21 protein-coding genes are annotated in these 23,633 nt (G+C 29.7%); 7 read left to right on the forward strand and 14 right to left on the reverse strand.

Annotation, left to right across the window (positions count from 1 at the left end):
• Positions 1 to 111: 111 nt before the first annotated feature.
• The 4 genes from ABG79_RS05125 to glpX all read left to right on the forward strand — a co-directional run bounded on the left by ABG79_RS05125 (position 112) and on the right by glpX (position 3,814).
• Positions 112 to 1,128: an ABC transporter substrate-binding protein gene (locus ABG79_RS05125; RefSeq protein WP_057977819.1), complete on the forward strand. Its 1,017-nt coding sequence runs from the start codon at positions 112 to 114 to the stop codon at positions 1,126 to 1,128.
• Positions 1,129 to 1,170: 42 nt separating this feature from the next.
• Positions 1,171 to 1,938 (forward strand): ABC transporter ATP-binding protein, encoded by a 768-nt coding sequence (locus ABG79_RS05130; protein ID WP_057977821.1) that lies wholly within the window; start codon positions 1,171 to 1,173, stop codon positions 1,936 to 1,938.
• Positions 1,928 to 2,740, forward strand: a complete 813-nt coding sequence (locus ABG79_RS05135) for an ABC transporter permease (protein ID WP_057977940.1) — start codon at positions 1,928 to 1,930, stop codon at positions 2,738 to 2,740. The genes ABG79_RS05130 and ABG79_RS05135 overlap by 11 nt, the downstream gene beginning before the upstream one ends.
• A 120-nt stretch (positions 2,741 to 2,860) precedes the next feature.
• Positions 2,861 to 3,814, forward strand: coding sequence for a class II fructose-bisphosphatase (gene glpX / locus ABG79_RS05140; RefSeq protein ID WP_057977824.1), 954 nt, complete (start codon positions 2,861 to 2,863; stop codon positions 3,812 to 3,814).
• A gap of 69 nt (positions 3,815 to 3,883) precedes the next feature.
• On the opposite strand, the gene ABG79_RS05145 is transcribed toward glpX, so the two are convergent.
• From ABG79_RS05145 to ABG79_RS05185, 10 genes are all read right to left on the reverse strand, one after another.
• Positions 3,884 to 5,626: an aldehyde ferredoxin oxidoreductase N-terminal domain-containing protein gene (locus tag ABG79_RS05145; protein ID WP_057977825.1), complete on the reverse strand. Its 1,743-nt coding sequence runs from the start codon at positions 5,624 to 5,626 to the stop codon at positions 3,884 to 3,886.
• Positions 5,627 to 5,628: 2 nt separating this feature from the next.
• Entirely contained in the window at positions 5,629 to 6,027 is a 399-nt protein-coding gene (locus ABG79_RS05150; protein ID WP_057977828.1) for a 4Fe-4S binding protein, read from the reverse strand.
• A 90-nt stretch (positions 6,028 to 6,117) separates the two neighbouring features.
• Positions 6,118 to 6,732, reverse strand: a complete 615-nt coding sequence (locus ABG79_RS05155) for a hypothetical protein (protein WP_057977830.1) — start codon at positions 6,730 to 6,732, stop codon at positions 6,118 to 6,120.
• Positions 6,733 to 6,821: 89 nt separating this feature from the next.
• On the reverse strand, positions 6,822 to 8,081 hold the full coding sequence (locus ABG79_RS05160) for a tetratricopeptide repeat protein (protein WP_152978215.1): 1,260 nt from the start codon (positions 8,079 to 8,081) through the stop codon (positions 6,822 to 6,824).
• Between the two features lie 26 nt (positions 8,082 to 8,107).
• Positions 8,108 to 9,406, reverse strand: coding sequence for a helix-turn-helix domain-containing protein (locus tag ABG79_RS05165; protein WP_057977833.1), 1,299 nt, complete (start codon positions 9,404 to 9,406; stop codon positions 8,108 to 8,110).
• Positions 9,407 to 9,527: 121 nt separating this feature from the next.
• Positions 9,528 to 9,692 carry a YtxH domain-containing protein gene (locus ABG79_RS12390; RefSeq protein ID WP_152978216.1) on the reverse strand — a complete coding sequence of 55 codons (165 nt, stop codon included), beginning with the start codon at positions 9,690 to 9,692 and terminating at the stop codon, positions 9,528 to 9,530.
• Positions 9,693 to 9,765: 73 nt separating this feature from the next.
• The gene (locus tag ABG79_RS05170) at positions 9,766 to 10,683 is read right to left on the reverse strand and encodes a hypothetical protein (protein WP_057977835.1); all 918 of its coding nucleotides are present in this window, start codon (positions 10,681 to 10,683) and stop codon (positions 9,766 to 9,768) included.
• 61 nt (positions 10,684 to 10,744) lie between these two features.
• Positions 10,745 to 11,287, reverse strand: coding sequence for a flavodoxin family protein (locus ABG79_RS05175; protein ID WP_057977837.1), 543 nt, complete (start codon positions 11,285 to 11,287; stop codon positions 10,745 to 10,747).
• A gap of 152 nt (positions 11,288 to 11,439) precedes the next feature.
• A complete protein-coding gene (locus tag ABG79_RS05180; RefSeq protein WP_057977839.1) occupies positions 11,440 to 11,844 on the reverse strand; it encodes a hypothetical protein in 405 nt (134 codons plus the stop codon).
• Positions 11,845 to 11,969: 125 nt separating this feature from the next.
• Positions 11,970 to 13,151 carry an FprA family A-type flavoprotein gene (locus ABG79_RS05185; RefSeq protein WP_057977841.1) on the reverse strand — a complete coding sequence of 394 codons (1,182 nt, stop codon included), beginning with the start codon at positions 13,149 to 13,151 and terminating at the stop codon, positions 11,970 to 11,972.
• Between the two features lie 95 nt (positions 13,152 to 13,246).
• Here ABG79_RS05185 and ABG79_RS05190 point away from each other — a divergent pair, with 95 nt between their 5' ends.
• On the forward strand, positions 13,247 to 14,302 hold the full coding sequence (locus ABG79_RS05190; RefSeq protein WP_057977843.1) for a hypothetical protein: 1,056 nt from the start codon (positions 13,247 to 13,249) through the stop codon (positions 14,300 to 14,302).
• A gap of 64 nt (positions 14,303 to 14,366) precedes the next feature.
• Here ABG79_RS05190 and ABG79_RS05195 read toward each other — a convergent pair whose 3' ends face one another.
• Entirely contained in the window at positions 14,367 to 14,876 is a 510-nt protein-coding gene (locus tag ABG79_RS05195) for an ECF transporter S component (RefSeq protein WP_083490347.1), read from the reverse strand.
• Positions 14,877 to 15,216: 340 nt separating this feature from the next.
• Between ABG79_RS05195 and ABG79_RS12500 the strand changes: the two genes are divergently transcribed.
• The gene (locus tag ABG79_RS12500) at positions 15,217 to 15,378 is read left to right on the forward strand and encodes a hypothetical protein (protein WP_160318222.1); all 162 of its coding nucleotides are present in this window, start codon (positions 15,217 to 15,219) and stop codon (positions 15,376 to 15,378) included.
• 50 nt (positions 15,379 to 15,428) lie between these two features.
• Positions 15,429 to 15,659 carry a MoaD/ThiS family protein gene (locus ABG79_RS05200; RefSeq protein WP_057977845.1) on the forward strand — a complete coding sequence of 77 codons (231 nt, stop codon included), beginning with the start codon at positions 15,429 to 15,431 and terminating at the stop codon, positions 15,657 to 15,659.
• Between the two features lie 87 nt (positions 15,660 to 15,746).
• Here the strand turns inward: ABG79_RS05200 and ABG79_RS05205 are convergent, their stop codons facing one another.
• From ABG79_RS05205 to ABG79_RS05215, 3 genes are all read right to left on the reverse strand, one after another.
• Complete coding sequence (locus ABG79_RS05205; RefSeq protein WP_057977846.1) at positions 15,747 to 17,420, reverse strand: putative ABC transporter permease subunit; 1,674 nt, start codon at positions 17,418 to 17,420, stop codon at positions 15,747 to 15,749.
• On the reverse strand, positions 17,413 to 18,141 hold the full coding sequence (locus ABG79_RS05210; protein ID WP_057977848.1) for an ABC transporter ATP-binding protein: 729 nt from the start codon (positions 18,139 to 18,141) through the stop codon (positions 17,413 to 17,415). The genes ABG79_RS05205 and ABG79_RS05210 overlap by 8 nt, the downstream gene beginning before the upstream one ends.
• 106 nt (positions 18,142 to 18,247) lie before the next feature.
• Positions 18,248 to 23,557 (reverse strand): diguanylate cyclase, encoded by a 5,310-nt coding sequence (locus ABG79_RS05215; RefSeq protein ID WP_057977850.1) that lies wholly within the window; start codon positions 23,555 to 23,557, stop codon positions 18,248 to 18,250.
• Between the last annotated feature and the right edge of the window lie 76 nt (positions 23,558 to 23,633).

Here is a 23,633-nt window from a genome sequence, read left to right on the forward strand (position 1 = left end):
TATCCACCTCTAAATTTTGTTCAATTATATTATTACAGTTTAATTTTATAGTGTCAAATGCACATTAGTATTCATATTATAAAATAACATAAATCTATTATGGAGGTATATATGAAAAAATATCTTAAACTAGTTTCTTTAGCTCTAATACTTTTCTCTACTATTTCGTTTATTTCATGTAATAAACCTAAAAATACTGAGCTTACAAAGATTAGGCTTAACGAAGTTGTGCGTTCAATCTTTTATGCACCTATGTATGCTGCAATAAATAAGGGCTTCTTTAAGGAGGAGGGGCTTGAAATAGAGCTTTCGACTGGACAGGGTGCAGATAAAACAATGCAGCAGGTTTTATCGAAGAATGCAGATATAGGTTTTTGTGGTCCTGAACAAGTTATTTACCTATATAATCAGGGAAGAGATGACTATGCCGTATTATTCGCACAGTTAACTAAAAGGGATGGAAGTTTCCTTGTTGGAAGAAATAAAGAAGAAGATTTTAAATGGGAGAGTTTAAGAGGAAAGACTGTTATTGGCGGAAGACCTGGTGGAGTTCCAGAAATGACATTAGAATATGTTCTAAGAAATCATGGTATAGCTCCAAATAAAGACATACAAATTATAACCAATCTTGCATTTACAGCAACTGCTCAAGCCTTTAAATCTGGAACCGGTGATTATGTTGCTCTATTTGAACCAACAGCAAGCATGCTGGAAAAGGAAGGCGGAAGTTATATTGTAGCTTCTGTCGGAAAGGCTTCTGGGGAAATACCTTATACTTGTTTCTTTACAACAAAATCATATCTAGAAAATTATCCTGACATAATTCAAAGATTCACAAATGCAATTTATAAGGGTCAGCTCTGGGTAGAATCACATAATTCTAAGGAAATTGCTGATGCTGTTATAGATTTCTTCCCAGGTTCAGATATAGAACTTTTAACAACTGTTGTTGAAAGATATAAGGCTCAGGATACATGGGCAAAAAATCCTATTTTAAAAGAAGAAGCATTAAGTAGACTTATGGATATAATTCAAAGTTACAATTCTGAACTTTTACCTTCAAGGCCGCCTTATGAAAAAATAGTTACAAATAAATTTGCTGAAGAAGCTATAAAAAATATCAAATAGCATCCTCGCTCCTGCGAGGATGCACTTTAAGGGGGGATAATAGTGTATAAGTTAAAAATAGAAAATCTTTCGGTTATTTACCATACAATCGATGCTGAAACACATGCCATTGATAATATCAATTTTGAGATAAAAGAAGGTGAATTTGTATCAATAGTGGGACCTTCTGGTTGTGGGAAATCCACCCTCTTAAACGTTATTGCTAATCTTATCAAACCCTCTAATGGAAGAGTTTTTATTGATGAAGAGGAGGTTGTAAATTATTCAAATAAAATAGGCTATATGTTTCAAAAGGACTATTTATTAGAGTGGAGAACAATATTTAAAAATATAACTATTGGATTAGAAATACAGAAAAAAATGAATTCTGAAAGTATAGGAAAAATAAATGATATGCTTGAAAAATATGGGCTATCTAATTTTAAAAACTATTATCCCCGTCAATTATCAGGAGGTATGAGGCAAAGGGCCGCACTAATTAGGACTTTAGCTCTAAATCCTGAAGTTCTTCTTTTAGATGAACCATTTGCTGCTCTTGACTATCAAACAAGGCTCGCCGTTTCAGATGATATATATAGAATAATTAAAGCTGAGGGAAAGACAGTTCTCATGGTAACTCATGATATTTCTGAGGCAGTTAGCTTAAGCGACAGAGTTATTGTATTTTCCAAAAGACCTGCAAAAATCAAAAATGTTCATGAAATCAAATTTCAAATCGAAGATAGAACACCATTAAGAGTTAGAGAAGCTCCCGAGTTTAAAGACTATTTTAACAGCATTTGGAAGGAGCTTGATGTTCATGTTGAATAAAAGTGTTAATTATACAAAGGAGCATGAAAACTATTTAAGACAAGTCAAAAGAAAAAAAATTAGCATCATAATCACTCAGATTCTAATCCTTATAATCTTTTTTTCCCAGTGGGAAATAGCCGCAAGACTTAAAATTTTAGACCCTTTTTTGGTAAGCCAGCCATCTAGAATGCTTAAATTTATGATAAAATTATACAATCAAGGCGAACTTTTTAAACATATATATGTAACATGTTATGAAACAATTATTGGATTTGTCTTTGGAACATTATTAGGAACATTTATAGCTGTAATTTTATGGTGGTGGGATTTTTTAAGCAGAGTTTTAGACCCCTATTTAGTAGTTCTTAACGCTCTTCCTAAAATTGCATTAGGACCTATAATTATTTTCTGGGTCGGGAATGGTAGACCTGCTATAGTTATAATTGCTCTTATGATTTCTGTTATAGTAACAATTATTTCGGTTCACTCAGGCTTTAAAGAAGTAGACGAAGACAAAATAAAACTTTTAAAAACATTTGGAGCAAACAAATTTCAAATCCTAAGGTATATGGTTTTTCCATCAAGCATTCCAACAATTATTTCTGCATTAAAAATAAATGTTGGCCTATCATGGGTTGGTGTTATAGTCGGAGAGTTTTTAGTCGCTAAAGAAGGTTTAGGATTTTTAATAGTGTTTGGGGGGCAAGTTGCTCAGCTTGACATGGTAATGCTTAGCATTATAATTTTGTCGATTGCAGCATATGTTATGTATATCCTAGTAGCTTCTATTGAAAAAAGATTTCTTGGTTGGAGGAATTAGTGCCTGGTAACAAATATTTAATATTTATTTAATAAATTAAGTCGATACTATAATTGACATCTACAAAGGAAATAGTGTATAATATTATTGTAAAAAGTATAGCACATTAGGAGGCTTAAGATGTTAGATATAGATTTAGCCCTTGGTCTTGTTAGAATTACCGAGTCAGCAGCTTTAAATGCAGCAAAATTTATGGGACGTGGAGATAAAAACGCTGCGGATGGTGCCGCAGTTGATGCTATGAGAAAAATGTTTGATTTATTACCTATCAGAGGGACTGTAGTAATTGGAGAAGGCGAACTTGATGAAGCTCCTATGCTCTACATAGGCGAAAAGCTTGGCTGCGGCGATGAGAATTCCATCGAACTAGATATAGCTGTGGACCCATTAGATGGAACAAATCTTATTGCAAAGGGACTTCCTAATGCAATTGCTGTTGTTGCAATTGCTGAAAGAGGAAACCTGCTGCACGCTCCAGATATGTATATGGAAAAAATAGCTGTAGGTCCTAAAGCAAAGGGCGTAGTAAATCTTGATGCTCCATTGAGCGAAAACATTAAAAATGTTGCGAAAGCTCTAGATAAAGATGTTGATGAAGTAACAGTAATTATGATGGACAGAGAAAGACATTATCATTTCATGGATGAAGTTAGAAAAGTAGGTGCAAGAATGAAGCTCATAACAGATGGTGATATTGCAGCTGCTATTGCTACAGGATTTGAGGATACCGGCGTAGATTTAATGGTAGGAATAGGTGGTGCACCTGAAGGTGTTATAGCTGCAGCTGCTTTAAAATGCCTTGGAGGTGACTTCCAGTGTAGACTTTATCCAATGAATGATGAAGAAAGGGAACGATGCAAGAAAATGGGTGTTAAAGATTTGAGCAAGATTATGTATCTTGACGATATAGTAAAAGGTGATGAAGTATATTTTGCAGCTACAGGAGTTTCAAACGGCGACCTTTTAAAAGGTGTTGTATATTACCAGAACGAAACTGCAAAATCTCAATCCGTAGTTATGAGAGCCAAAACAGGAACAGTTAGGTTTATAAATACAATTCATAAGATATATTAATCCTTACCAGCACCAGTTAAATAAAAACACACTCCAGTCTACCCCCGTTGACTTGAGTGTGTTTTTATTTTATTCCTTCATTAAATCTTCAATAACTCTTATATATTCTTTAATCATTTGGTTAGCCTTATCTTCGTCAAGTCTACCGTTTAATGTTATAGTTTTAAAGAATCTTTTTGGAATCTTAATTTTATTAAGTGAGTATCCTAATTTTGCTTTTATTCTATACTTAGTTCTTAATATTTCCCTTGCAATATTTGAGAGTTGCTTATAATCCATTTGCATTCCTACAGCATCAAGAGCCTTTATAATTACCTCCCTATTATAAACCTTTCTTGCAAAAAGACAGATTACAAGGCTTGTTAATATGTTTCTTTCTAATTCCTCATCAAATATTTTCTTAACTACTTCTTCTTCTTTTACTTTTCCCTGGTCAATTGAATATCCTGCATTATCAAGATGCGAATGTCTTGAACCAACCGCAAAGCCTACTACGCTTCCATATCCCGTATGGTATCCTGGCATTTCATTTCCGCCTAAATGGCATGCAAACTCTTCCCCGCCATACTTCTTTGCTGCAAATTCAACTCCCCTTCCAAGCGCCTTATAAAATTCATTTTTTCCTGTTGCAATATAGTGAACAGCCGCCATATAGTTTGGAAGGACACCAAACTCAAATGGCATCAATGTGTCATCTATAGTTATATAACCTCTTTTATAAGCCTCAGTTGCCCATCCAAGTGCAATACCAGTAGATATTGCATCAAGCCCTTCCCTTTCAACTACATCTATTAACTGAAGAACTTCTTCAGGTTCTTTTAATCCTACAAAACTTCCTAGAGCAAAAACTAACTCATGATCATATGAAACGTTTACTGTCTCATACTCATATCCATCATCAAATTCTCTTCTAAATTGCCCTATGTGAATACAACCAATGGGGCATCCTGAACATGCTACTTTCCTTACCAATACTTCTTTAGCAAAATTTTCTCCTGATATTGCTTCTGCATGTTCATATCGCGTAGTCTGTAAGTTTAAAGATGGAAGCGAATTCATTTCATTAAGAGGTAAAACATTTATTGCTGTTCCAACAGCATGATATTTTTCCATAACATCTGTTTTTATAACTGTATCGTATATGCTATCGTAAACTTCCCTATATTTTTTCATATTTTCCTTTGGAATTTTTACAGATTCATCACCAACTATTACAATACCCTTAAGATGTTTTGAGCCAAAAACTGCACCTAACCCTAGTCTTCCAAAGTGTCTATATGTATCGACATTAACTCCAGCATAGGTTACAAAATTTTCTCCAGCCCTTCCTATTCTCATAGAGCTCCTTATTCCGCTCCCTGAGGTGTGCTGTCTTAATATTTTGCCTGTATCCTCAACCGAAAGTCCCCACATGGCTCTTGCATCTTTAAATAAAACCTTATCATCAATAACAAGATATTCAGGGTGCTTTGCCTTTCCTGTTATAACAATAGCATCTATATTATTAAACCTCATTGCCATAGCAAGGCGACCACCTGCATGACTTTCACCATATTCTCTAGTGTGAGGAGAGTAAAAAGTTGCTACAACCTTTGTGCAAACCGGCATTACAAATGACAATGGTCCGTTAGCAAAAATTATTGGCTGTTCTGGAGCAAGCGGATCAAGCTCTGGTTTTATATTCTCTTCCAAAAGCTTTGCTGCAACTCCAGTTCCACCGATAAATTTTAAAAGGTCTTTTCTTTCTTCAAACCTATATTGTTCGTTTGTCATATCTATGTATAATACGTTGATAAAATCCTTATTAAGCATGTTTAGACCTCCTTCGTAGCAATACATCTGTGTGGACAATATTTAGTGCAGTAACCACAATGCGTGCATATTATTGGATATCCTTCCTTGTCCATTCTAATTGCACTAACCGAACAAGCTCTTGCACATGCTCCACATTTTATGCATTTTTCTTTATGAAAAACTACTCCTCCGCCATTTCTTTTTGTTAGTGCTCCAAATTTGCACGCTTCCATACAAGCTGGTTCATCACATGCCATGCAAATATTTATAATAAATTCACCTGACATTCCCCCTGCTGTTTTCACATCCAAAGCTGCATTTGAAGGTGAAAAGTCACCCCTTAATCTTGCACATGCCTGTCTACAGGATAAGCATCCTATACATCTACGTCTGTCTACAACCCTTAACACTTTTGGCATAACTTTACCTCCTGCATCCATCACAACAAAGTTTGTTAAAAAAATAACTTGACTTTTCTATTATAAATGCAATTTATTTAAAAATCAACTTCAAAATGCCTTGTTTAACTCCAGTGTTTTTATTAAAGCATCATAGGCATTTCTGACTATATCTTTCCCAAGTTTTATGGATTCATTCTTATTAAACAAATAACCAATTTGAATTAGTGATAAAGATTTATTTTGAGTGTTTTTTAACGCATTGATTATATTTTCATAATTTTTTGAATTTAATTCGTGTGAAAGAATTCTTATATTTTTTACATTCTTAATATTTGGTAAATATTCTATAAAAGTATGTTTGTTGGACAACATAAACTCCCAGATTAAATCTTTTTTATCTTGAAGTAATTCCTCATAGTTTGGACATTTGAGCTCAATTGTGACACCTAAGAATTCACTATTTAAAAATATTTTAAGCTTACTTTTCTGAGATATATCAGAAAATGCAGCAATCTCATCACTTTTCTTTGTAAAGCTATGAAATTCCTTATCAAGCTCCAATACCCCACCAGTTATTTTATGATATTGTTTTTGTAATTCATAACAATACTTTCTAAAATGAAGCTTAATATCATTCCTAGTCTTTTCGTATTCTTCTTTAGTCATTTTGTCTTTTTTCTTAAAGTAATCAAAATCAGCCGTCAAAAACCCATTAAACTCCATATTTTCCCCTCCCTTATATAAAAAGCGCGAATTCCTTATTATAATATTATATCCAGTTATTACAAAAATGGAATTCACGCATTAATTTTTTAATCTTTAGCCTTAAGCATATATTCGATTGTCATAGATTCATTGCCTATTTTTCTATATAACTTTGATAGATTTAAGTATACCTTCTCTAACATCTGCTTATTATTCTTCCTCAGAGCATTATCCAGCGCTAGAAAGCCATAAATTTCAGATTTATCAAAATCATTATGTTTTATAAAAAAGTCCATCTTTAATAGATATATGTTTATTAAGCCTTCATAATCGTTTCGTTTAATAAAGATTGATTCAGCATTATTTAATATATCAATAATATTGTCATAAAGAACATCGTTCGAGTAAATTTCAATTAGATTCCTAACTGGCTCAAGTATATCCTCATCGTTAGAAATAACCTTATATTCCAAAGCTTCCTTAAAGCACTCTATAGCCTTGTCGCTTTGACCAAGTTCTCTTAGGCATATTCCAATATTATTTTTCGCTCTAGCCATTCCTACTATATCATTTTGCAATTTGTATTTCTCAAATGCTTGGTTGAATTCCTCAAGACTCTCTTTAACGTTATCGAGCTTTAAATTTATAAGTCCAATCATCATATTAATATACGGTAAAAGATTACTCTTAGTTTCAAGATCATTCATTTTAATATATTCAATGCATTTTTCCAAATATTCTCTAGACAAGCCAAACCTATCTAATGTAAAGTAGCAGAGCGAAAGATCATAGAATATTCTTGCTGTAATACTCAAATCACTTAACTTATCTATATAGCTCAATGCATTTAGATAATAGCCAAGTGCAATCTCATAATTCTTAGCCATATACAAACTATTACCAATTTTAATATTTATATCTGCTATTAGGTTGTACTCAACGGTTCTCAGGTAATATACAAGTGCTTTATTGAAATTTTCGAAGGATTGCTCATATTCGCCCATCGAATATAAACAATCACCAATAAATGTATAATATATACCTTTATCCAAATTAGATAATATATTAAAAATCGGCCTTGCTGAATTAAAATAATTTAAAGCTTCCTCATATTTTGCATCATTATAATAAGCCTTTGATTTTAATAATATGTCATTAAATTTAATATGAGCTGCGTCATGCTCAGAAATTATAAAATATTCAATATTTACACCCAACTGTTTTGCTAAAAACTCTAATAATTTCTTACTAGGTTTGCTTTTTCCATTTTCAATAGAAGAAAGCTGTGCAACAGTAACAAAATCCCCAGCAACTTCTTTTAATGTTAGTCCTAACTCTTTTCTTCTTTTTCTAATTTTTTCCCCCATCAATTGCACTTAATCCACTCTCCCAATTAGGACAAAATAAGTCCAAGCGATTTATATAAATCCAATCCTTTATCAATATACTTAATTGCAAGTTCCTTTTCATTTATTTTTAAATAGAATTTACCTAATAATGTATAAAAGTCCGCCAACTCTTTCTTGTGGTCTAATTTTTCAATATATTTTACAGCTGAAAGCAACACTTTTTCTAGATTTTTCATATCATTCAATCCATCATAAATTTTATACTGAAATTCAAAACACTTAATATGAACTTTTTCATCATCTCCATTTTCTTTCAAAATTTTATCTATCATTTCTAAAGCTTTATTGTAATCCTTTATCCTTATATAATTTTCACAAAACACAACAAGAGTATCTGCAATAGATTTGTTATCCTGTTCTAACTTTAATTTAACAGCTTTTTCTAGGTGTTCAAATGATTCTTCAATATTATCTGTTTGTGAATATAATATACCTAGATTTTTCTCAATTTCAGCAATTTCACTATTTGCCTCAATTAAACTAAAAATCTTTTGTGCTAGTTTAGCATATTTTAATGCTTCCACCAAATTGTTTTCATTTGCATATGAAATACTAAGAAGCATTAATGTTTCACCATATTTTCTCTTATCTTCGATTGTTGAAAGCTTGTCCTTTGTTAAATTCGCATAATTAACTGCTTGCTCCAAATTTCCTAATTTCATATAACAGTTTGCAATATTATAGAGTATTTGAGCTTTTAATAATTCATCGACATGGTTATAATCACTTAATATTGTATCTGCCTGCATAAAGTAATTTAGAGCAGTATTAGTATATCCCATCTCCAAACTAATGTTTCCTAGCATTATAAAACTTCTAATAATATAATCAATGCAATCAGCTTTAAGAAAAAGACTATTAGCTGTAAGACAGTGTAATTGTGCCTTTTCCAATTGCCCTTTTTCAAAATATATTCTTGCATATGAATACTCAAACTTCGCTCTAAAATATGTTAAATTATATTCCTGTGTATAAAAAATGCCCTTTTCAATCGCTTCTATAGCACGCAAAAAATTACCTGCAGAAATTGCTGAATCGGTTAAATTAGAGTAAAATTCGCAAATTCTCGATGCCTGCTTTTCTTCACTTTCAAGAAAATATTCAATATCGGTTTCTAGTTTTTGGGCTAAATATTCTAAAAGGTCAATGCTAGGATTAGATTTGCCTGACTCAACTAAGCTGATTTGCCCAGGCGTAATTCTGTCTCCAGCAAGTTCCTTTAGAGTCATGTTTTTTTCTTTGCGTTTTAATTTAATCTTTTCCCCCAAAGTTAAAACTTCCATATAAATCACCTTATAATATTTATTAAATATTTTGAAATCTTAACATATTTATAATATTATACATTAAAAAGTTTATTAAGTAAAATAAAAAAATAGAAAAAGCAGGGAGTCCTGCTTTTTCTTATCTCATATTTTGTCTTAACTCGTTAAGTAAATCTTCAACTCTCCTACTTGCTCTACTAATTCTTCTTCTGTTTCTATAATTCATTTGCGGCATCATCATCATGCCAGCTATGGTTCCTAGTATAGTTCCAGCTGCAAGTCCACTAAAAAATCTTCCTCTCATTTTACACACCCCTTTCAAAAATTCTATTATTAGAGTGTGTAATTTATTAAATATTAAACATGTGAAAAATATTCTATTTTGTTATAATTTGTATAATTTTATAATCAGGATTTAATAAAATATATTTTTTATTATAAGTTTCATTCTTTTTATTTATTCTTTTTTCATCTTTTATTTCAACATCCCAAGTCTCTAAAGTATCTATGTTTATCTGATTGTTATCATCAATATAGGCGTTTTTAATCTCAAAACTATTGAGATTTTTCTTTACTTTAATATTCGATTCCTTATACCAGTTTATTTCATCTATTAATTCATTAAATATTCCTCTATCCTTATCAATTATTTCTGTATCTTGGATTTTATAATTGTTAATGCTTTTTTGATAAAATTCATGGTATTTCCTTATTATATCTTTACAGTTCTCGATTGCAGCATCGTTAAGTTCAAGGTTTATTCTTAAGTTTTGTCCAGATAATATTTTTTCTGAAAAAGTTTTGCAATTTTCAAGAACGGCTTCTAAATTATATAATCCAAATGGGATATTTTGTATTTTTACTTCTCCCGAAGTGTTTATATATACCATATCTTCTAAGAATATTTTGGTATTTAAGGGGGCCGTAATAGAAAAGGGAGTAGAATAATCATTAAAATCCCAATATACCTTATTATCATCTTTTCTTAAAATAATTATTTTTTCGTTACTATAAGTTTTCACAGTCAGAAATGCAAAATTATTCATCTCCTTTTTTTCTTTGATTTCAATCTTTCCATCAAAATTATACTTAAAGTATTCTTCAAATATTTTCTTGGAAAAACTTGGATATTTAATAAATGAGTATAATTTGTCAATATCTTTATTTTTTAGATAATATTCAAAATCTCTATTAGCAAACATCTTCCCGCCTACTAAAATTATAGGAGTTAATATTATCATTAATATAAATAATATAAAATAAACTTCCCTATTAAACAACCTTTTAGATTTCATGGTTAACCTCCCATATATTTTTACATGTAATTATATCCACGAAATCCAAAAAATATTCATATTATACTCTAAGCGCCCTTTCGTATGCGGTTTCTAATATTGCTCCCTCTATATCATTTTCGTCTGTATTCAAACAATATATGACTTCATTCAAATCAGCATTACAGGAGAACAAAAAATATTTTGCAACTAATTCCATTGCATCAACCATTTTTTTGTTTTTTCTTCCTGCAGTAAAAATTAAAACACCTTTTCGTTTAACTTTATCTTCTATATTTAATACAAAGCGTCTGTTGTATAATGGCTGGCATCTGTCTATTAAAACCTTTAAGTAGGAAGTTACTGTCCCGAAATAAACTGGGGAAGCTAAAACAATAATATCGGATTCATATATTTTAGTATAAATTTGTTCCATGTCATCCTTAAAGATACACCCTTTATTTTTTAAACAAAAATCACATGATTTACAATGAGATATATTAAGTTTAGTTACATCAATAAATTCAACTTGTATATTTCTTTCTTCTAAGCCTTTTTTAAAACTTTCTGTCAATTTATATGTATTTCCCCTTCTTGGACTGCCAAATAAAACTAATGCCTTCATAAAATTCCTCCAAAATTCATTGAATCCCCAAAAGCCCCATGAAAGATTCCAATTCATTAATTCTTTTTACTATGTGGCACATCGGAATCTATTCATGGGGCTTTAAATTAACTGCATCAGAGTAATTTGTTGCTTATCCTGAACTAAATTTTTTATTGTTCTATTTCTTCTAAGATTTGCTCAATATCTACATCCTTCCCCTTCTTTGTGAGAACAAGTATACATTCGCACTGGTCATGGTAGTCTCTGTCCATTTCATAAAGGATAAATTCACCTTCTAAATCAAATTTTTCTCCTATTTCATCAACAATGTCTTTAATGTTATCCGCTGCCATATCTGTTAAATATGGAAGGAAACATTCTTCATACCATTCATCCTCTGTCTTTTCTTCTTCAGCATTGTCATTGGCAAATTGTCTTGCAGCATCAAGTTCAGTCTCATCGAAGGTATAGAAAAAATTTAATACAATCACATCTTCATCATCGTATTCGATTTCATCTATTTCATCTAGACCTTCATTCTGTAAATTTTGAATTATCGTATTCTTGTCTAACATATCTTCACTCCTTTCGTTTATATATCTATATTATCTCATAAATGGCAATAAATAAACTTACTTTTAGTTAGAAATCATCCATTGTTCTCAGAATCATTTCCTTTACAGATTATTATGCAATAATCTTAGCTTATTTCTTCACCGATTTGTCTTCCAAGCGCCCTTGCCTTTTCAAGGTCTTCTTCGCTTGGTTTGAAGCAAACTTTAAATCCTGGCTCCATAACATTGAATTTTAATCCTTTTAGTCTATCAGTTATAAGTTGAACTCCTTCACCACTCCATCCGAATGAGCCAAATGCCATTGCAATTTTCCCTCTGTTCGCTATAGGACTTACAAGAGAAAGGAAGTCCCATACAGGTTTTACTGCATCCTGGTTTATTGTAGGAGAACCCACTAATAGCGCTTTAGCTTGTTCTGCCTTGGCAACAAGTTCTTCTAAGTCAATTTCAGTGATGTCAACCACATCTACTTCACAATCTACATCCTTAAATCCTTCACTAAATGCTTTTGCGATATCTCTTGTATATCCATAAGCAGAAACATAGGCAATCAAAGCATACTTGCTTTTTGGAATGTTTAATATCGGCTTACTCCATTCATAATATAAATCCAAGTATTTTTTTAGGTCTCCCCTCAAAATCGGACCATGGCTTGTTCCAACTGTATCAAACTCAAGATTCTTAATCTTATCAAGAGCTGATAAAACATGTTTTTTAAATGGCCCCATAATAACATCATAATAATATTTGAATTCTTTAGAAAAATCTTCAACTTTATCGCTGAATATTTCATCTTCTTCACAGTAATGACTACCTAAAAAGTCACATGTAAATATCATTTTATCATGTTCATCATAAGTAAAAATGGTATCTGGCCAATGTAAAAATGGAGCTGAAATAAATTTCAAAGTTCTCTTCCCAATGTTTAAATCTTCTTTAGCTTCAATTCCATTAAATTCTCCGTTTACTATATTTTTAATATTTAATAGAGCGGCTTTGGAACCAAACACCTTGATGCTTGGATATTCTTTTAAAATAGCCTTAATTGAACCGCTGTGGTCCGGTTCTGTGTGGTTGACTACAAGGTAATCAATTTGCCTATCTCCAATCACAGACTTTATTCTTCTTAAAAAAGCATCAAAAAATCCATCTTTTACAGTATCAATAAGAGCAACCTTATCATCAACAATTAAATATGAATTATAAGTTGTTCCCTTTTCTGTTGTCATTATTATATCAAAAACTCTCAAATCAGGGTTTTTAACTCCAACCCAATAGACACCCTTCTTTATTTCTATTGCTTCCATATTAGCACCTCCATTTTTTATATTTATTATAATATAATTTTTCCATTTTTTGAAACATATAATTTACTAAAGTTTAATTTTGGGAGGGTATAACTTTGCATATATTGCTTTTTTCAATTCTATTAGGCATACTTACTCCATTAATTTTAGTAGCACCACCAAGCTATTATCCTTTATTATTTACATTTCTAACAATTTCATTATTAATAATTATTTTCTCTAGAAAATATTTTACCATAAACTATAAAATATTGCTACTGGGTTTATTAAATTTTATTGTATTTTATGCGTTATGTAGTTTTATAATATTTAATCAAAACAAAACTGATTATCCAAACTTTGGTAATGTTCAAGAGACTAAAAAGGCTGTTATCTTTTATAGTGAAGGTGAAATGGAAAAGTATTCACCCTTTTTTGCAGACTATTTTTTTAAAGATAAAAATATTTTATTAAAGCCGTTATATTGCTATAAAATTAAAAAAGAATACAGCGTCTTTGAAGTAAATGAGAAAAATAAAGAATTGACTAAAATCGCTCAAGAACTTAAAAAAGCACTCCTAAATTACATGCCGTATTATTACTACATTGCATTTGAAGGATATATTCCTAATATAAGGGATTCAATATTCTCTGCTGTTAAAGATGGGTGCAAAGAAATTTATATAATAAACTACACTTCTAAAGAAATTGAACTCAAAATTAACAAATATGTTGACTTAAACTTTTTAAGGGATAAAGGAATAAACATAAAAATAACCAAACCCATATATGAGTCTGATTTATTCATTAATTACTTCGTAAATAAAATAAACAACCTACCAGTTAGATATCAGGGAATATTGATTTATGATAATGAAACAAAGACTTCATCAAGACTAAAGGAAAGGCTTGTAAAATATGGATATAAAGAAAGTGGTATAATTATTTCAAAAGATATTAAAGGTTCATTTGATTATTTTAAATCTCAAAACTTTAAAGATATACTCTTTCTCAATCTTACCCAAAGTAGCAGTGGCATTGAAGCAGAAAAAATCATAAACAATGAAGTTTCTAAATATACACAGGATTTCAGAGTTCATGGTATTAAATCATGGGGTTTTGATATAGAGCTTGTAAAGGCTTGTATAAAAGAATTCAAAGAAATTGAATAAATTAATATTGAATATTTTTAAGATGACTGTGCAAATATTTTCTTCAAACAGTCATCTTTTGATATCAATTTCTAATTTCAATAGCTTTAAAAAGTTTTGCTCTTTGATTTAAAGTTCTTGCAAAAACATAGGCAATTATTGAGTCCACTGTGTGATGTAAAGCGGTGCCTATTCCTATCGAAGTAAATATAAAGGGGAGTGCAAATTTACCAAATGGAATAACAACAAGTGCCTCTAATAGTGCATGCACCGGAAGCAAAGCTGTTAATACAAATTTATAGCTTCTTCCTTTCTTAATCATGTAAGCTCCAAGAAAACCAATTATAATATGCATAAATCCTCTTGAGCCTGCAATTGGACCTAACTTAAGTAAAAATCCAAGCCCTGATGCAAATCCAACCATCGCTCCTGTAAGGGGGCTAATAAGCATAGCAAGAAATGTTGGAACATGCGACATAATAGTAGCAGTAAATGGACCGACCTGGACCATTAATGCGCCACCAAAATACATCGGAATCATAAATGAAATTGCTGCTAATAATCCTGCTGTTGTAATTTCACTTGATTTTGTCATCATTAAACCTCCTCATTTATTAGATTCAATTTATTGGGTAAAATTATAAGTTATTTATTATCTAACTTTCAATGAAAATGCTTTAACACCTAATTCAATTATATTGTATATACACCTGTAATGCAACATTTTTACATTAACTAATATTGTAAAAATTGTTTGACGTGATAAAATGTATATATAGAGGAAGGAGGTATCTTATATGAATGCAGCAATGAATGACAAGACCTATAACTATATAATTAAAAAAGGTGGAAAGCTTGAAATTAAAGTGATTAAAACCTCCTGCGGATGAGGTGGACCAACACAAAAAAGCCTCTGGATTGAGGCAAAAAAAGTAGTGCTAAATGAAGAAAAGTATAACATTCATCAGTATAAAGATGTGCAAATATATATTCAAAAGGGAATTAATGTTCAGGACAACGTAGAAATTGAGCTTAAAGCTACACTACCGCTTCTTGGTTCATTTTTTAATTGCAAGGGTATAAGTATTGACAACTAATTTAAAAGAAATTAACATACTTAGTGATATTACTCTAAGGATGTGATAATATGAAGGTGACTGTTAAACTATTCGCTATGCTATCTAAATTCACAAAAAACAATGCAGTAATAGAGCTTGAAGTTGATGATAGCACTACAATTAAGGATATTTTAATAAAAATCGGTATTCCCGAAGATGAGGTATTCAATTGCACAATAAATGGGAAAAACTCAGAGCTTAATGAAACAATAAAAAACGGCGACACTGTAGGATTCTATCCATACTTAGGAGGAGGCTAATAGAATTATAGACTATCAATTTAGTAACTCTGCATATTTTGGATGACCTTTTTTAACCCCCATGAAATATTTCATGGGGGTTATTTTTTAAATTTCAATTTCATAAAATTTTTTATCAACATAGTATATTAAAAATTTATATAGAAATATTACTGCAATTAGAGGGATGATTGTTAATAGTGTATAAACTGTAATGCTTTTAATTTTGAAAAATATTATAACAAATCCTAAAAACGCAACCAATCCCATTGTTCCAAGCATTCCTACTATTCCATTTATGTTTTGTTTAATTGCCTTTTGAGGATTATCCCAATTTAGTTTAGGCCATCTTAATTCTGCTAATATTTCTAATATATAAATAACTATTAAAATTAAATTTGAAATCATTACAATTAAAAATATATTAAATATACTAAGTTTAAAAATAATGTAATTAACTAAAATAATGAAAACTGAAGCCAGCAAACCAAAAATACTTCCATGAAGTAATTTTGCTTGAATATAATATTTAGGATTAATAGGCAATGATTTGATAAGTTCAAATGCTCTTCCTTCCCTTGATATGCATGTTGCAGTAATGCTTGTTGAAGCTCCTAAGAAAATAATCGCACCTATTGATAAAATAGTTGTATAGAAATCAAAATTTGGATTTACCATCCACTTTTTAATCTCCACTATAATAGAATCTTTCTGAAAATAAAATGACGCTCCAAAAATCAATGGTAATAAAATTATTACCATTGGCCCATTTATGAAGTATATTGGTTCTCGATTCATAAGCTTTAACTCTCTATCCAATAAACTAATTATAATGTTTCTCCTTTTTATACTCTTTTTAAATTCAACCTGCGTTATTTTTTTGGTGTTCTTTTTCAATTCTGTGCTTCCTATGAGAGTATCATAATATAAATCTGATAAAGTAATAATCAACAAGAATAATGCTCCGCAAACAATTGCAATAAATAAAATCAAATGACCAAGCTTATTTAATATATTACTATCCACAATGGATTTTGTTGCCACAACTGCAGGGTAGTAATATTGGCTAGCTAAGTCCAGATAACCATTTTGTTCAGTTAGCTTTTGCATGACAAGTTCAGGATTTTTATCTGCTCTAACTAAGGAATTTGAAAAATATTGAAAAACAAATGAAATTGATATTGCAAAAAATCCTGATAGATACATCATTAAATCCTTTTTCTTGAGTAATTTCCCAAATTTCATAATAGGTGAAATTAGGAAGTATCCTATGACAAGAGGAATAATTGGAATTAGCAATGTTACAACGATCGAGAATAAATAAAACAATGCTCCCTCATTATTTTTTATTCCATAGACTATTATTCCTGTAGCCATTATAACAGTCGATAAAATCGCTTCAGAAATATAGCTTATTGTAAATTTAGCTAAGAATAAATTCCATGGTTTTAAAGGAAGCGATAAAATTATATCCCCTTCTTGGTTTAAGTAATAGGTTCCTATAACTGTAATAATTCCTATAAAAAAAGTAAAGTATGTTGCAATAACAACTGTGTTTAATACAATTAAGCCTTGCTGATTAATTTGCTTTAATAAATCAAACATTTTAATATTAAAAGCAGCAAACATAGTAACTATACCAGAAAAAGAGAACATAATAAGCAATATCAATCCCAATGCTTTAAACGCGTTTTTCTTGTTATATTTAATATCTCTAACCAATGCATTCAATCCAAATACAGAATTCACATACAATTTGATTAATGATATAGCCTTATTCATTTTCAACCAACTCCAAGAATAAATTTTCAAGACTTTCTTCTTCTTTACTTGCTTGCCTTAGTTCATCTATGGTTCCTGTAAAAATTATCTCTCCTTTTTTGATTATACCTATTCTATCGCAAACTTTTTCTGCAACTTCCATTATATGCGTTGAAAAGAAAACAGTATTACCTTCGTTAGCATGTCTTCTCATCATATCCTTCAAAACAAATGCAGCCTTAGGGTCTAATCCAACTAATGGTTCATCAAGTATCCAAACTGATGGGTTGTGGATAAGTGCTCCTATAATTATTAGTTTTTGTTTCATACCATGAGAATAACTACCTATGCTTGAATTAAGTGCATCCTTTATTTCAAATGATTCAGCTAATTCGTTTATCTTATCATATCTTTGTTGGTTATCAATATCATAGATATCAGCTATAAAGTTTAAATACTCCATTCCAGTTAATCTATTAAAAATTTCTGGATTATCTGGAACAAATCCGATATGCATTTTCGCTCTAATAGGCTCTTTAACAACATCTATTCCATTAATGCGTATTCTACCATCATCTGGTCTCAATATTCCAGTTATCATTTTTATTGTAGTCGTCTTACCTGCCCCATTTGGACCTAAGAATCCAAATATTTCTCCCTGCTTGACACTCAAATTAAGATTATTTACTGCTTTAACCTTTCCCTTTGCATATGTCTTAGACAAATTGTTAATTTCAATCATGCTCTCACCTTCTATATTAGAATCAATTGATATTTTACACGATATTCCTTAAATTTCCATGTATTTTTTATTTTTAAGGGAACAGCCTAACATAAAGGCTGCCCCCTTATATCAATGCCGAAAAAATATTTGATAAGATTGACACATAATTAAAATCCTCAAATTTATATTCTTTTTCGTTTGAAGAAGTAGCAAGATAAATAACGCCAAGTATTTCCTGCCTTTTAATTACAGGAACTAACATAACAGAATAAAATACAGGAATATTTTTTATCTGGTCATATTCAAAGTATTCTTCCCAATCTATCAAGAATCTACCTTCTTTTTCGCTTATCGTTCTATTTATCAAATTCATGTTATAATAATTGAATCCTATCCAACCATCGATGAAAGCTTTCCTCCAATAAGATTCGATTATTTTGTTATTTTTTACCTTTAAGTATCCAGCATATTTGCTTTCGGTTGATTCTAATAAAATGCCAAGCAGATAATATATCAAGTTAAGAGTATCAATATTTGCTTTTGATAACTCACTTAATTCTATTAAATATAAAATCTTTGCTGAATCCTTAACTTCATTTCCTGTTAGCAATCCGGATAGCTTATTAGTTACTCTTCCTTTATTTTCAAAATCTTCTCTCCAAATTTCAACTCTATTCTTTCCATTTTCCTTAGCTGCATAAAGTGCTTTATCTGCCTTTTCAATTAACTCATCCTTCCATTCAGCATCTTCAGGGAAAGTTGATACCCCCATGCTTACAGTTATTGATTTGTTAAAAAGCATAACAGTATTCTCTATTTTATTTCTAATTCTTTCTGCTAAAATATAAGCCTCATTTTTTTTAGTATCTGGTAAAATGATTATAAATTCTTCTCCTCCGTATCTACAAAACAAATCGTTTTTCCTAATTGTTTCCCTTACAACGTTCCCTAATTGTTTTAATATCTTGTCTCCAGTTTGATGCCCAAACTTATCATTTAATTTTTTAAAATTATCAATATCAATCATAATAATCGAAAAATATCCATTACTATTTTCAGCATTTTGAATATGCTCTTCAATAGCATCATCAAAAAATTTTCTTGTATAAGCACGGGTTAGTTTATCAAAAATAGATGAATTTATAATATTGTTCTTGTCAATCAATTCAAGAACTATATTTGAGAATTTTATACACTCTTGAATGCTTTCTTCATTAATATAATTTATTATCTTATCGCTTTCAATAAAGATATACCCTAAGACTCTTTTAATATCATATGTTGATATTCTCTTCCTATCTTTAAAATTACGCTTAACAAGCGGTATGCATGCATAGCTGTATATTGAATTATCTTTTGTTACAGTATCTGTTGAAAATACTGGTTTTTCAATTTGCTTTACTGTATTAAAAATAGTTAAATCATCCGGCAGTTGTTTGTTTTCATTGCTTGATGCTAAAATCTCAAGCTCATTTGTTTCTGAAACAATTAAGCATCTTGTAGCTAAAGTAACATAGGCCAAGTATTTAGAAATTAAATCCAGGTCAACAAGCGGATTTAATATAAGCTTGCCTATCAAATCTTCAAAGCTTTTAATATTAATCTTAAGTTCATTCCTTATTATTCTTCTTGTATTGTTAATGAGATGTTTATCGTATAATACATTCTTTACATGCTTATATGAGAGCATTTCATCAATCGTCTTATCAGATAACTGCTCAATACATGTTTCTTTTAAAGCTATATAATCTCCTTTTATTTCGTATATCTTACACAGAGGTTTTAGCGCATTTTTTGCAATTACAAAACTTCGTTTATACTCGATAGGAATTTCAGATACTATGCTGCTTATTTGTTGGATTGCATTTGCATAATGATTGAGTGCCATAAATATATTGCCTTCATCATAATAGGTATCGCCTAACAGAACGCTTAGTCTCCAATAAAGCTGCTTTAATCTGTTTTCTTTACTTTCTTTTAATAACAATTCAATTTGTTTTAGCTGCCCTTTGTTTACTTTTAAAACATGTTTTAAATAATCTAATTTTATTCTGATAATTTTAGGAACATCATTTAAGTCATTATTATTTATCAGATTGAGGATTAAATTTTTAGTGTTCTCGTCAGCAATTTTATGACAGTTTATTAGTAAATTATAGTAAATATTCAATTTTTCAAATTTGTTTTGATAATTAGCGGAAATATCTAAAATCTTTGTTATAGCTGATTTTAATATTTTTTCTTCTCTAAACATTTTTATATTTATTATTTCAATCAGTATTTCTGCATCCCATTTCGTTTTAATATAATCTTGGTTGTAAATTTCTACAACCCTTTCTAAATTTGATTTTGCTCTTTCAAAATCCCCTAAATAATAAAATAATTCTCCTGAAAAATAATAGTATAGACTTTCGTATTTACCCTGATTAGGGTATTTTTCAATTTCTTCCTTAGTTTTTAAATAATAATCATAGGAGCTTTTAACCTGACCTAACCTTAAATAAACTCCTATTAAATAGCAGTAAATATAGAAAACATAAACTTCAAATTCAAGGCTTTCTGATATTGCTAATGCCTCTAAAAAATATTTTAAAGATTTTTCATAATCAAATCGCAAATAGTAAATCGATGCTATATTTAATAAACTTAAAGCTTTTATCGTCAATGAATTTTCTGCACTGCTTATAATTAGCATGTCTTTTAAATATTTCAAAGAAACCTCATAATCCTGATAATAATCTGAATAAATTATGCTTATATTGTTTAGAACTGTCATCATACCAACTTTATTTCTTGCTTTGTCAAAGCAGCTTAATGATTTTTCATAATACTTTAAAGCTTCGTCTGGCATCGATTTGAACAAACAAATGTCTCCAAGAAGTTTGATAAACTTCCCCCTTGACCTGTAATCTTCATCGTTAATAAGCTTTAATGACTCTCTAGCTATTTCGTCAACTTTTGAAAAATCGTTTAGTTCTCTATAATAAATGGCCAAATTATATCTATATTCTAAATATCCTTTTAAATAATCCTTCTCCTTTTCATTTATAATTTCTTCAATTTTTCTTAAATTTATTTGGGCTGATTCAAGTTCATTTTTATTAAGACTTATTTCTACAATAAAGTTCAATGCATCTATAGCATCTTTATAATTCTCCAAAAATAGTGATATATTCAAAACAAGTTTGTAATAATGCAATGCTTTTTGTATGTTACCTGTCTGGTAGTATAGTAACGCCGTTTCAAAAAATGTATTTAACTTTACTTCATCCTCTATTTTTTCATCAAATAGGCTTATCGCTTTCTCAAAATAATTTATAGCATCATTCATGTTCTTAAATTGTTTCATTAGTTCAGCATTTTTAATACAGAATTTTGCAGCTTTTTCTTTATCTCCATATTTCTCTAGATGATATATCAACTCATCGTTTAATGCAAAGGATATAAAATCATCAGCATACTTTTCAATAATTTCAGCAACTTTTTTATGAAGAAATTTCTTTTTATTTTCATCAATTTTGGAATATATTATTTTTTTTAATAATTTATTTCTAAAATCGTATACATAACCTTCATCGCTAATTTTAAATACGATAACTCCTGTAGATTCAAGTTGTAAAAGAACCCTAGTTAAAGTATCAGCATCTAAGTTTATAGTGTTTTTAAGAATTTCTAATGAAGCAGAAGTTTCAAACATTGCTATAATCTCTAATATATTCATCTGCATTTCATCTAAGCCTCTTATTTGGCTTAAAATTGCTTGTTCAACTGTAGTTGGTAAAATCATATTATCATAATTATCATCATATTGGCTGCTCCAAATTCCTGATATTGGGTTAACATAAAGTATTTTTCTTATATATAAGTCCTTTAATAATTCCTCAATAAATAAAGGATTGCCCATAGTTATTGAATATATTTTATTTGCAAATAACTTTGGGGTGTATGACATAAACAGCTTACATTTAATCATTTCTGCTGTTGCGTCTTCTGATAAGCCTTCAAGGTTTATTGATATAGTTCTATCTTTTTGTTTTATTGTATATAATAAGTCTTTAAATTTTTTATCTGTTGACTTTTCTTCTTTATATGATATAACGAAAAATATTTGTTCATTTAAATCTGAGTTAACTAAATCTAAAGCTAAATCCATAGTAAAACTGTCTATTTCGTTTAAATCGTCTATAATTAATACTATTTTTTTGCTTCCAAACCTTTGTTTTATAAATCTATAAAATGAGTTAAGCAACCTTATTTTTGTCTTCTCATCATATGTAAATTCATTAATGTTGTTTGACTTTAATTCCGGCAATATTGATACAAAGTCGTTTTCAAACTGTCTGATTAAATCTTCGTTAGTGTTTATAAACATTTGTTTAATAATATCTGAAACAACTTTTTTACTTTGAGTTTCATAATTTCCAAAAAAACTAAAACTTTCAATATTATTTATCTTAAATTTAAATTCTAATTCTTTAAGAAGTCTCGATTTCCCTATACCAGTTTCCCCAGAAACAATCGCACACTTTGCACCCCGCTTATATCCATCTAAAATCTTTTCAATCTCACTTTTTCTATCACATATTTTTATCTTGTCGTTCAGTTTTCCTAAGTTTTCTAAATCTATTGCGTTGAAATTTGAGTTAAATACACAATTTAATTCCTTAATAACAGCGTTTATATTTTCAAATCTATCGTCTGGATTTTCTCTCGTCATTGTCTTAATTATATTTATTAAACCACTTGGAATTTGTTTATTTAACCCATAAAGAAATTGAATGCCTTCCTCAATATTTGTAAATTTTAATCTTCCAAGCAAGAAAGCAATTAACATTACTCCAAGTGAATATATGTCTGATTGATTTGTCACTTCGTCTGATTTTATTACTTCAGGTGCTTTAAATAATAAATTACCTTTTTTGGAACTATATAATTTATCATTTATTTTTGATGTTAGTATATCGTTAATAACTATATCTAAATCTCCTTCTCTATTTATTAGATTAATATTTAATAAATTTAAATATAAATAATTGTAACCAATCAAGTGCAAATAATTTATTGTTCTACATAACTTTATGAATAATTCTATTTTTGACTGTAAACTTAACTTTTCTATCATGTTGAAAGAAACTTGGTTTTCCACTCTATCAGATGTAAAAAAATAAGTCTTATCTTTAATTTGACCGTTATCTATGCTTTCAATAACGTAAAAATTATGTAGCTTAATAATATTATCATTTTTTATGTTGGACAACATAATAAATTCTTCGATACAATAATTTATTAATTTTTTGTCCATAGAATCTGAATTAAGAATATTAAGATTAATCGTCCTATGGGAACTCTTAAGGTCGGCAACTCTATATGATGTAATTATCTGATTTTGGTAGTTCTTCTTTATAATTCTGAATCTATTGTTTATTATTTTCATTTAACCATCCCCAACTCATAATTTAAAGCATAAGTATATTATAAATAATTATAAAATTTAGACAATAGTTTTTTTG

It is taken from the genome of Caloramator mitchellensis (genome assembly GCF_001440545.1).
GTDB classification, from domain to species: domain Bacteria; phylum Bacillota; class Clostridia; order Clostridiales; family Caloramatoraceae; genus Caloramator; species Caloramator mitchellensis.